At 63.7% G+C, this 11,252-nt stretch carries 12 protein-coding genes; 6 read left to right on the top strand and 6 right to left on the bottom strand.

From position 1 onward, the window contains the following. Positions 1 to 19: 19 nt before the first annotated feature. The 3 genes from IPP90_10025 to IPP90_10035 are packed head-to-tail and all read right to left on the bottom strand — an operon-like array spanning position 20 to position 2,183. Positions 20 to 424, bottom strand: coding sequence for a hypothetical protein (locus tag IPP90_10025; GenBank protein ID MBL0171052.1), 405 nt, complete (start codon positions 422 to 424; stop codon positions 20 to 22). Then, positions 424 to 693 (bottom strand): hypothetical protein, encoded by a 270-nt coding sequence (locus IPP90_10030; protein ID MBL0171053.1) that lies wholly within the window; start codon positions 691 to 693, stop codon positions 424 to 426. The genes IPP90_10025 and IPP90_10030 overlap by 1 nt, the downstream gene beginning before the upstream one ends. A gap of 56 nt (positions 694 to 749) precedes the next feature. Then, a complete protein-coding gene (locus IPP90_10035) occupies positions 750 to 2,183 on the bottom strand; it encodes a glycogen synthase (GenBank protein ID MBL0171054.1) in 1,434 nt (477 codons plus the stop codon). A 111-nt stretch (positions 2,184 to 2,294) separates the two neighbouring features. Between IPP90_10035 and glgC the strand changes: the two genes are divergently transcribed. Then, on the top strand, positions 2,295 to 3,560 hold the full coding sequence (glgC, locus tag IPP90_10040; protein MBL0171055.1) for a glucose-1-phosphate adenylyltransferase: 1,266 nt from the start codon (positions 2,295 to 2,297) through the stop codon (positions 3,558 to 3,560). Between the two features lie 34 nt (positions 3,561 to 3,594). On the opposite strand, the gene IPP90_10045 is transcribed toward glgC, so the two are convergent. Continuing rightward, the gene (locus IPP90_10045; protein MBL0171056.1) at positions 3,595 to 4,140 is read right to left on the bottom strand and encodes a hypothetical protein; all 546 of its coding nucleotides are present in this window, start codon (positions 4,138 to 4,140) and stop codon (positions 3,595 to 3,597) included. Between the two features lie 42 nt (positions 4,141 to 4,182). Next, the gene (locus IPP90_10050) at positions 4,183 to 4,506 is read right to left on the bottom strand and encodes a hypothetical protein (GenBank protein ID MBL0171057.1); all 324 of its coding nucleotides are present in this window, start codon (positions 4,504 to 4,506) and stop codon (positions 4,183 to 4,185) included. Positions 4,507 to 4,644: 138 nt separating this feature from the next. On the opposite strand from IPP90_10050, the gene IPP90_10055 reads away from it, so the two are divergent. Both IPP90_10055 and IPP90_10060 read left to right on the top strand, forming a co-directional pair. Further along, a complete protein-coding gene (locus IPP90_10055) occupies positions 4,645 to 5,136 on the top strand; it encodes a cytochrome c biogenesis protein CcdC (protein MBL0171058.1) in 492 nt (163 codons plus the stop codon). Between the two features lie 288 nt (positions 5,137 to 5,424). Next, positions 5,425 to 7,962, top strand: a complete 2,538-nt coding sequence (locus IPP90_10060) for a S9 family peptidase (GenBank protein MBL0171059.1) — start codon at positions 5,425 to 5,427, stop codon at positions 7,960 to 7,962. A gap of 66 nt (positions 7,963 to 8,028) precedes the next feature. Here IPP90_10060 and IPP90_10065 read toward each other — a convergent pair whose 3' ends face one another. Continuing rightward, a complete protein-coding gene (locus tag IPP90_10065; GenBank protein MBL0171060.1) occupies positions 8,029 to 8,385 on the bottom strand; it encodes a hypothetical protein in 357 nt (118 codons plus the stop codon). A 152-nt stretch (positions 8,386 to 8,537) separates the two neighbouring features. Here IPP90_10065 and IPP90_10070 point away from each other — a divergent pair, with 152 nt between their 5' ends. From IPP90_10070 to IPP90_10080, 3 genes are all read left to right on the top strand, one after another. Then, entirely contained in the window at positions 8,538 to 9,101 is a 564-nt protein-coding gene (locus IPP90_10070) for an alpha/beta fold hydrolase (protein ID MBL0171061.1), read from the top strand. After that, a complete protein-coding gene (locus IPP90_10075; protein MBL0171062.1) occupies positions 9,058 to 9,348 on the top strand; it encodes an alpha/beta hydrolase in 291 nt (96 codons plus the stop codon). Before IPP90_10070 ends, IPP90_10075 begins: the two co-directional genes overlap by 44 nt. A gap of 181 nt (positions 9,349 to 9,529) precedes the next feature. Next, the gene (locus tag IPP90_10080; protein ID MBL0171063.1) at positions 9,530 to 11,173 is read left to right on the top strand and encodes an ABC-F family ATP-binding cassette domain-containing protein; all 1,644 of its coding nucleotides are present in this window, start codon (positions 9,530 to 9,532) and stop codon (positions 11,171 to 11,173) included. Positions 11,174 to 11,252: the final 79 nt, after the last annotated feature.

An 11,252-nucleotide genomic window follows, 5' to 3' on the forward strand; every position in this document is an offset into this window, starting at 1 on the left:
TGATTGAGGAGAAGTGATGTTACAGCAGTGAGACCGTGCAGCGGTTGCGCGCCGCGTCCACATCCTCGATGCGCAGACGGGTACCGGCCGAGACGCGAATGGCCATCGCCCGATCGTCCGGCTGCAACGTGCCCAGGAGTTGCACCATCTGGCCGTCCATTTCGATGGCAATGAGCCCCTGCCCGTTGCCGTCGAAGTTGGTGACGGCCGTCGCCTCGCTGGACACGGCGCTTTCCAGCGTCAGGGCGGGATTGCTGGCAAACGTGAACAATGAGTTCCAGAGCGGTCGCACCAGTAGCGCTTCAAACAGCACGCCGCCGGCCACAGCGGCCGCCAGCAGCAAGGGGCCGCCCAGCATGCTGCGCGCCACCAGACCGGTCATGCCGAAGCCCAGGCACACGCTGAACAGCAATCGCGGCGACATCAACGACAGCAGCAACTGCGATCCGCCGGACGACGCGTGGGCCGCGTCGTGCGAGTGACCCGCGTGCGCATCATGGCCCGCATGCCCAGCATGACCCGCGGGCCCGGCATGACCGGCATGACCGGCGTGCCAATATGACCCGCATGGCCGGCGTCGTGCCCCACGTGGCCACCGCCGTGCCCGGCATGCCCGTGCTGTCCAAAACCACTGGCTGCCATGGCCACGAGTCCCACGCCACCAAGAGCAAGACTCGTCAGGTAGATATCCATCCCTCAATGATGCATAGGGGGCACGCGCCGCACCAGAAGCGGTCGCCTGCCAATCCCTACTTTCTACCGGCCAGGCGATAGATCGCGGCGTACTGTTCCGCCGCATGCGCCCAGGAGTTGTCCTCACGCATGCCGCGATCGCGAAGGATCGCCCAGCTGGCCTGGTCCTTGTACGTGTGCAGCGCCCGGCCGATGGCATCGGCAAAATGGCGTGCTTCGTACTCGTGGAATCGAAAGCCATTGCCGTCAAAACCTTCGCGCACGGTGTCGTTGAGGCCGCCGGTGGCGCGCACAATCGGCACCGTGCCGTAACGCAACGCAATCATCTGGCCAAGTCCGCAGGGTTCGAATCGCGAAGGCATCAGAAACGCATCACAACCGGCATACACGCGTTGCGCCAGCGGCGCGTCGAATCCGATATGCGCGGCGACGCGATCAGGGTGACGCTGGGCGTGACGGCGAAAGGCGTTGGCAATGTTCGGCTGGCCGGATCCCAGCACCACCAGTTGCGCGTTGGTTTCGCTCACCAGCGACGGCACCACCTGATCGAGCAACTCCAGCCCCTTCTGTTCCACCAGTCGTGACACAATGCCCAGCAGGGGTCGCTCCGGAGCGACCGGGAGCCCGAACGCGCGCTGCAACGCACGCTTGCACTCCACCTTGCCGACCATGTCATCGGCATCGTACGGCTCGATGAGGTGCGGGTCGGTGGCCGGATTGAAGGCGACCGAATCAATGCCATTGAGCACGCCAACCACCCGGTTGCGACGACTGCGCAGCAACCCGTCCAGACGTTCGCCGTACTCGTGCGTCATGATCTCCTGCGCGTACGTCGGACTGACGGTGCTGATCACGTCGCTGAACGCGATGCCACGCGCCATGGCGTTGAACGACCCGGCGATACCCGGTCCGATGGCGTCCTCGATCATGCCGCGGTCGCTGAGCCCGGTCAACGCCAACGAGCGCGTACTGAACTGTCCCTGGTAGGCGAGGTTATGAATGGTGAACACGGTGGCGATGTGTCCAAACGTGTACGAGTACATCGTCTTCATGTAGTTGGCCAACAGCGCCGTATGCCAGTCATGACTGTGCACCACCTCGGGTTGCCATCCTTCGACTTCACGCAAGTGCTGCATGAGCGCCAGGATGCCGCGTGTGAACAGGATGAATCGGCGATCATCATCGTGCTCGCCGTAAATGGCGCTCCGCTCGAATGCCGCTGGAATGTCCAGCAGGTACGTGGGCACCGCGCTATCGGTCAATCGCCACACGCGGAGCTCCTCCGAGCCACTGCCAACCGGCAGAAACGTGGCAGCGATCGGTCCTTCCATCGGCACCCCCCGCTCCCGCAGTTCGCGATAGCGGGGCATCACCACGCGTACGTCGTGGCCGGCCGAGCGGAGTGCGGCGGGGAGCGCACCGGCGACATCGGCCAGGCCTCCGGTCTTGATGAACGGGGCTACTTCTGCAGCGGCGAACAGGACGTGCATGGGCGGACGGGCAGGCGGTTATCGTGACGGGCACAGCCGAATCGGGTACTGCGCCAATGTACGTGATACCACACCCTTCCGCCGCTTGCACCCGTTCAACATGATTCTGGTATGACGCCCCTGCATCGCCACGGAACGCTGGCGCGCACCGCCATGGCCTATGTACTGGCCGGCGGGCGCGGCTCTCGCCTGTATGAACTCACCGACCGCCGCGCGAAGCCCGCGGTCTATTTTGGCGGTAAAACCCGCATCATCGACTTTGCCCTGTCGAATGCGCTCAACTCCGGAATTCGCCGTATTGGCGTGGCCACCCAGTACAAGGCGCACAGCCTGATCAGGCATTTGCAGCGTGGCTGGGACTTCTTCCGGCCGGAGCGCAACGAAAGCTTCGACATCCTGCCGGCCAGCCAGCGCGTGTCTGAAACGCAGTGGTACGAAGGGACCGCCGACGCGGTGTTCCAGAACATCGATATCATCGAGGCGTACCACCCGGAGTTCATGGTCGTCCTGGCCGGCGACCACGTGTACAAGATGGACTACGAGCTGATGCTGCAGCAGCACGTGGACCAGGGTGCCGACGTGACCGTGGGTGTGCTGGAGGTGCCGCGACTTGAAGCGTCAGGATTTGGTGTGATGCACGTGGACGCGAGCGATCGCATTGTCTCGTTCCTGGAGAAGCCGGCCGACCCGCCGGGTATTCCCGGCAATCCTGACATGGCGCTGGCCAGCATGGGGATTTATGTCTTCAACACCGCGTACCTGTTTGAGCTGCTGCGTCGTGATGCGGCCGACCCCACGTCCAGTCGCGATTTCGGCAAGGACCTCATCCCCTATGTCGTGGCGCACGGCAAGGCGGTGGCGCATCGCTTCAGCACCTCGTGTGTAAAGGCGGAGTCGGAGGTGGAGGCCTACTGGCGTGACGCAGGCACGGTGGACGCCTACTGGGAAGCCAACATCGATCTTACCAGCGTGACGCCGTCGCTCGACCTCTACGATCAGAACTGGCCCATCTGGACGTACAGCGAGATCACGCCGCCGGCCAAGTTCGTGCACAATGAAGACAGTCGACGAGGTCTCGCGCTCAACTCGCTCGTGTCAGGTGGCTGCATCGTGTCGGGCGCGCGTATTCACAAGACGCTGCTGTTCACCGGCGTCAAAGTGCACTCGTGGGCCTATCTGGACGGCGCCGTCGTGCAGCCCTATGTGGACATCGGTCGCTCGGCACGTCTGCGAAACGTGGTGATCGACCGTGGTACGCGCATTCCGGCGGGGCTCGTGGTGGGCGAAGACGCGACGTTGGACGCCAAACGATTCCGACGGACCGACAAGGGCAGGGTGCTGATCACGCAATCGATGATTGACAATCTGGGAAAGTAGCGTCGAGCCCGTTCGGGCGATTGCCAGATGCCGCCTACTTCGCCAACATCGCGGCCAACGCCGACGCGAGCTCTTCCGAATAGCGCCCGTTGCCGTGCCACAGCACGCGGCCTCCGCGCGCCACCAGATATATCCGGATCTGGCTTTCACTGTCGATCCCCAGCGCCTGCTTGAACGGGGACTTGTCGATGTACAGGGTGATGGTGGCTTCGCGGGTTGCACGTTCCGGAATGCCCCGAGCCATGCCGCCATCAATGACCCCGCGCATGAACCGGTAGCCCCGATTGAGCGTCGGCAACTCGTACACGCGCACATCGCTTCGGCGGGCCGTCGTTTCACGGAGAAAGGGCAGCCACGTGTCGACATCGTTCTGCTGCTCACGCTTGAAGGCCACCAGCACGACGTTGAAATCGCCCCCGAAGTCGGCAGGTAACGAGAATTTGCGACCCTCGAGATTGGACCCCGAGACGGATGGGAACAGGCGCGCGGAGTCGGCCGCCTGTTGATAGGGCGGCTGTCCGAGGGACACGCGGGGAATTCCAGACGAGAGGGCAAGCAGCAGCGCCACGGCGACCTTCATGATCGGTAAACCCTGTGAAGCGACGTGGTGTTCCCCCCGCGCCTACTTAGGGGTATCGGCCCGCTCGGCCTGCCGTTTGGCGTTGAACCGCTGCGCCTCCCCAATGCGCTCGACCTCCAGTGCGACGGCATCCACCGACTGCTGCAGTAACTCAATCCGCTCGTCCGTCGGCCCAGCGCGCTGCTGGATGTCAGGTTCCGCACCCCTGAACAGCCTCCAGACGGCGTACACCCCCAACAGCGTGAGCACCACGTGCAAGCCGGCATGCGACCACTCACTCAGCATGGCGGCATACCCGGCCCCGCCCAGATTCACCAGGGTGAACACGACTGCGACACCACGCCACATTTTGACCCGTCGAACCATGAGGCACTCCTGTCAGGTGGGGAGAATCATCCATACGGACATGCGGATTCGGGGGTTTCCGTGTACCACAGTGTCGCGCCGATCGGCGCTCATGCATTGTTCAGGTGAGGCACGGTTCACCCGATTCTGTCCAACCCGATGATACCGATTCCCACATCGATGCTCACTGGCGCGGCCGCCACGCTTGGCGGTGCCCTGGTGATGCTCGGCTGGCGAATGCGCGAGACGCAGCGGCCGGTGACGGTACCCCTCATCGTGATTCCGCCGCTGGGGATGAGCACCGGTTTCTGCATGTTTCTCTATCCGCCGTCGAGGATTCCGCTCAGCTGGGCGTTGGGTGCATTCGCGCTGGGCGCCCTGGTGCTGGCCGAGCCGTTGCGGCGATCATCGCGACTGGAGTGGCGTGGCACTGACATTGTCCTCAGGCGCTCACGCGCATTTCTGTGGATCCTGGTGGGGCTCGTGGCCGCGCGCTTCGCACTGCGCGGATACATCGGCCATCTCGTGTCACCGATGCAGACGGCCGGTGTGCTGTTTGTGCTGGCGTTCGGGATGATTTCCCGGTGGCGAGTCAGCATGTACATGGAGTATCAGCGGCTGGTACGCGCGGGTCCTGCCATCGCCACCTGATCGCTGTCCCGGGTTGGGGGAATTGTCGGCAAGCGACGCCGTGGGGCTGTATGTTCTCGTCGGCCCCGCTGCCCGCCTCACAAACTCCCCCCCGCCCATGCTCCGTCGACTGCTCTCCGTCGCACTCTGCGCCGTTTCTCTGGCTGTCACGCTCGCTGCGCAGACCAAGCCCTGATCACGCCGAAAGACCTCGGCAAGTGGGAATCCCTGGGAGCCACGCGGCTGTCGCCAAACGGCGCGTATCTGTCGTACGGGATCACGCGAGGCAATGAGGAGAATGAGCTGCGTGTGCGCGCCAGCGCGCGCGATTCCACGGTGGTCATTCCGTACGGGTTGAGCGCCTCCTTTTCGGCCGACTCCAGGTGGCTCGCGTATCTGGTTGGTGTGGCGCCGAAAGAGCGGGACCGATTGCTGAAGGACAAGAAGCCGGTGCGCAACGCCTTCGCGCTTCGCAACCTCACCACCGGTGAGACCATCACCATTCCCGACGTCAGCGCGTTCACCTTCAATCCGTCTGGCGGGTTTGTGTCGGTTACGAAGTACGCCGCCGAGGGGAAGAAGACCAACGACGTGCTGGTGCTGGATCTGGCAAAGGGTACGCGGTTGTTGTTCAGCAACGTGGTGGAGCAGCAGTGGAGCGACGCAAAGCCGTTGTTCGCGTTCACAGTGTTGGTGGACGGTGGGGCCGGAAACGGCGTGCAACTGTATGACGGCGCATCGGGTTCCGTTCGCGTGCTGGAGTCCGCGCCCAACGTGTACCGCGCGCTCTCGTGGCGGCCCAAGTCGGACGACCTGGCCGTGTTGCGCTCCAATGTGCAGAAGGAATTCGCCGATACCGCGCATGTGATTCTCGTCTGGAGCGGAGCGGGCTCGGCGGCGTCGACGCCACGCACGCTGGATGCGGCCACGGCGACGACATTTCCGACGAGCGTGCGCATTGCCGACTATCGGCGTCCGACGTGGTCGCGTGACGGACGCACGCTGTACTTCGGCGTGCGGCAACGTGAACCCGTGGCTGATGCGCCGAAGAAGAGTGACGAAAAGGTGTCCGACGTGGAGATCTGGCACACCAACGATGTGCACGTGATCCCCGATCAGCGGAGCTCCGAACAACGCGATCTGCGCGCCACCATGCTTGCCGCGTGGCGGATGCAGGATGGCACGGTGGTGCAATTGGGCAGCGATCCCAATGAGGCGACAGCCGTGCTGGAGGGCGACGCCCTCGCCACGGAAGTCGATCGCAAACCCTATCCGTTTGGCCAGAAGTTTGGTCGGCGCGATCAGGACCTGTGGACGGTGGACATTGCCAGCGGTAGTCGCAAGAAGTTGCTGACGAAAGTGCGCGAGCTGTTCCCGGCCGATCCCACGGGCAAGCGCGTGCCGTGGTTTGATGGTCGTGACTACTGGGTGGTGGATGTGTCCAGTGGTGCACGCACGAACCTGACCGCGACATTGCGGGCATCCAAGGGTGTCGACTTTGTCGATCGCGCCGACGACCATCCCAGCGATGTCTTGCCGTCCATCGGATCGCCAACGTGGACCAGGGACGGGGCCACGATGCTGGTGAACTCTGCGTACGACGTGTGGGCGCTGGCGCTTGACGGCTCCGGTGGCCGTAGACTCACCGATGGCGCGCGCGAGCAGTTGGAGCATCGCGTGGTGTCGTTCGTCGGATTTGGCGCATCGGCGGCCGATCGCGCGGTGGATCTCGCCAAGCCCGTGTATCTCGCGCTGTACGGCACGCGCAGCAAGAAGAGCGGATACGCACGCCTGATGCCCAATGGCGACGTGCAACGACTGGCGCTGGCCGATGCATCGATTGCGAGTTTGTCCAAGGCCGACAGCACCGATCGCTATGCCTTCGTTCGACAGTCGTTTGAGGAGTCGCCCAACGCGTATGTTGCTGGCGCCGACCTGGCCACTCCACAGCGTTGGTCGGAGACGAATGCCTTCCAGAAGGAGTATGCCTGGGGGAAGGCCGAGCTGATGAATTTCACCAGCACCATCGGGAAACCGTTGCAGGCCATTCTGTACTACCCGGCCAACTACGATGCGAAGAAGAAGTACCCAATGATCGTGTATACGTACGAGTTACTCTCGCAGGGGCTGCACCGGTATATCGTGCCGCGCGAGAACGACTACTACAATGCCAACGTGTTCACGCAGAACGGGTACTTCGTGCTTATGCCGGACATTGTCTTCCGTCCGCGCGAACCTGGCATTGCCGTGCTGCACTCGGTGGAGGCGGCCGTGAAGTCGGTCATTGCTCGCGGGTTGGTGGACCCGGCCAACATCGGCCATTGCGGTCACTCGCAGGGCGGTTATGAGGCCTACTATCTGGCCACGCACAGCACGCTGTTCAAGACGGCCGTGGCTGGTGCGGGCATTACCGACATGTGGAGCTTTGCGGGACAGATGCACTGGAGCAACGTCCCCGAGTTTGATCACTGGGAGACAGGGCAGTTCCGCATGCAGGTGGCCCCGTGGGAAGATCCCCAGGCGATGATTCGCAATTCGCCGCTCAACCGCGTGCAGGTGATGGCGGCCAAGAGCATCCTCATGGAGATTGGCGGCGAAGATCCCACGGTGGACATGCGGCAGGGTGTGGAGTTCTACAACTACGCGCGTCGCGCCGGCAAGGATGCCGTCATGCTGCTGTACCCCGGCGAAGGCCACGGCCTGGGCAAACGCGAGAATGCCATCGACTATGAGCGACGCATTCTGCAGTGGTTTGCCCACTACCTGAAGGGCGAGACGTCGGCCAAGTGGATCACGGACGGTCAGACCTGGCTGCAACGCAAAGCCCTGCTGGACGCGAACAAGTAGCGCGAGTCGCGAAACAACAATCGGGGCGCCGCGAGCTGCGCGGCGCCCCGATATGCATGGTGGCCGTTAGTTGGAGCGACCTTTCGACATCATGCGTCCAATCATGCCGCCCGCACCGCCGCCAACGGCGCCCGAGATCAACGGGAAGAGGATTTGGACAATCTGGAAATCAGGCCACTGGCCAGTGGCAACGGCCGCCAGTCCGCCCACGACACTGCTCACGCCGCCGGCGATGGCACCGTTGGTCGCCGTCGTGCCGGCCGCCGCTCCAGGCGCACTGCGGGCAACCATGGCCCCGGTGACCGTCGCCAGCAGCGTGCCGCAGATGGCGTAGAAGTTCGGCATCGCGGAGACCGCTGGCACGTACTTGCCGATGACTACCATCAGGGCCTGCATCACGATACCGGTGATCGTGGACTTCATGAGCGGGTTCGATCCCATTGGACGGCTCCGGGCTTGGGTGAGTGCTGACGAGCCGAAGGCTCTTGTGTGTTGAGACAACGGTCCCTCCCGGACGGTTCGCTGTCAATATTCGAAGGCCCACTGACACTCGCGCCACCACGGCCCCCGCAATCATGCCGATCATGCCCGCTCCCAGAAAGATCAAACTTACGTCGCAGCTCACGCTGTCCTACGTCGACGTTGGGGACCCTCGGGCGAGGGACGTTCTGGTTCTCATCCCCGGTCTCAGCGACTCGTGGCGGAGTTACGAGCGCGTTCTTCCACTCCTGCCTGCATCGATCCGGACCATTGCCATTTCGCCGCGGGGCCACGGGGATTCGGACAAGCCGCAAACGAACTACGCTGTCCACGACTACGCGAAGGATCTGGGGCTGCTTGTCGACGCTCTCGCGCTTCCCAAGGTGGTCGTTGCAGGCCACTCCTCAGCCTCCCTCGTCGCGCGGCGATTCGCGCTCGATCACGCGGAACGAGTCGCCGGGGTGATCCTTGAGGGCTCGTTCGTCAGGCTCGGCGATCACGCGGCCTCTGTGGGAGCGGCGTTTGCTGCACTGAAGGATCCGGTCGCGCGCGACTTCGTACGCGACTTCGTTGGTGAAACGTTCGCGCGCCCCATCTCAAGCCTACCTGAACGCAATGATCGAAGAGAGCCTCAAGGTGCCAGCGCGGGTGTGGCGTGAGACGTTCGCGTCGCTGCTGGAGTCCAACGACTCGGCCGAGCTCGCGGCGCTTCGCATGCCGACGCTGCTCGTGTGGGGCGACAGGGACACGATCATCGACCGGGAGGCTACCGAGTTCCTTGCTCGCTCGATCCCGTCGTCCAGCCTCCTGGTGTTTGAGGGCGTCGGACACACACCGCACTGGGAGGATCCGGAGCGGTTCTCGCGAGGCGTCGTCGCCTTCGTGGAACAGTGCGTCCACGACTAACCTGACCCCGTCGACCACGCCTCGCGCGGATACCAGCTAGCCCTTACTGACGCCAGACCATAGTGCGCGAGGAGCGCGTCGTATCCCGTGGTAGTATCTTGACGGCCACGTCGCGTCCGATTCGCGAAGCGCAGTAGCGCCAGTCGCGTGCGGTCTCCCCTCATACTGCTTCCATCCCCGCGTGACCCTTCTCTCTGTATCCAACGTCGGCGTGTCCTTCGGCGCCACGGAACTGTTCAAGGACATCACCTTCACCGTCGCCCAGGGCGAGCGGTGGGGCATCATCGGTCGCAACGGCGCGGGCAAAACGTCCATCTTCAAGGTCATCACCGGCGATCTGCAGCCCAATGTGGGGAGCGTCGCGCGCAAGCCGGGACTCCGGCACGCGCTGCTCGATCAGCACCGAGCCTTTGAGGGCGCCACCACGGTGTGGGAAGCGGGCGCTGCTGCCTGGCGCGAAGTCATGGCGCTCGAGCAACGCATCGCCGAGCAGGCCCTCGAACTGGGTGACATGGGCGAGCAGGTCACGGACGAATTCCTCGAACGGTTCGGGCGCGACCAGGAGCGATTCGCCGACATTGGCGGATACATCTATCACGCGCGCGTGGACGCCGTGCTGCAGGGTCTCGGCTTCGACGCCGAGGAATCGAAGACGCGGCTGGTGTCGACGCTGTCGGGCGGGGAGCGAGGACGTGTCGGCCTGGCGGCGCAACTCATCGCACCGGCCGATCTGCTGCTGCTGGACGAGCCCACTAATCACCTCGACCTCGACACCACCACCTGGCTCCAGGAGTGGCTGAGCGAGGCCGACGAGACAGTGATTGTCGTGTCGCACGATCGCGCCTTCATGGACGCGGTCTGCACCAACATTCTGCACGTCGAGGCGAAGTCGAGCGAATCGTACAAGGGCAACTACAGCCAGTTCGTGCCACAGCGTGCCGAACGACGGCTCACGCGCGAGCGCGAAATGGAGAAGCAGCGCGCGTATGTGAAGAAGGAAGAGGAGTACATCCGTCGCAACATCGCGGGCGTGAACTCATTTCAGGCCAAGGGCAAACGCAAACGTCTGGAACGGCTGCCCCGCCTCGCGCCGCCACCCGGCGATCCGGCCGCCATGACGCTGCACTTCGAAGTGGCGGAGCGCGGTGGCGATCAGGTGACGGCCATCAACGAGCTGCGCGTGGAGGTGCCGGGCCGCGTGCTGGTGGAGAACTTCACCGCCGTGCTGCGACGCAACGACTTCGTCGCGCTCGTGGGCCCCAACGGCGCGGGGAAGTCGTCATTCATCTCCACCATCCTCGGCGATCGCGCGCCGGCGCATGGCGAGGTACGCGTGGGCGGCTCCATCACGCCGGCCTGGTTCCGGCAGGACCTGTCGGATCTCCCGCTGCGCGTGTCGCTCTTTGATGCGATTCAGGATCAGCGGCCGCTCTGGGGCCGCGGGAACGTGCAGAATCATCTTGGCGCCTTCGGCTTTAGTGGGGACGAGGTGTTCCGTGAAATTCATACCTTGAGCGGTGGCGAACGGGCCCGCATGGCGCTCGCGCTGATGACACTGGCGAACGCAAACCTGCTGGTGCTGGACGAACCCACCAACCACCTCGACGTCGAGAACATCGAAGTGCTCGAGGACGCGCTCGACGAGTACGAAGGCACGGTGTTGCTGGTGAGTCATGACCGTGCGTTCCTGCGTGAGGTCGCCACGCGTGTGTGGTCGTTTGACGGCACACGACTTGTTGACTTCGACGGCCCGTTCGTTGAGTGGGAAGCGGATCGCGCACGTCGAGCCAGGAGCGGGTCTGGACTCGCCTCAAACCCACCGTAAGTGTCCGCCTTCTCCTCCCTAAATCGCGCCGTATTCAACACGCAAATTGGTTTTCAGGAGATATGCCGACGACAGTCCG

This window comes from Gemmatimonadaceae bacterium (assembly GCA_016720905.1).
Lineage (GTDB): Bacteria > Gemmatimonadota > Gemmatimonadetes > Gemmatimonadales > Gemmatimonadaceae > Gemmatimonas.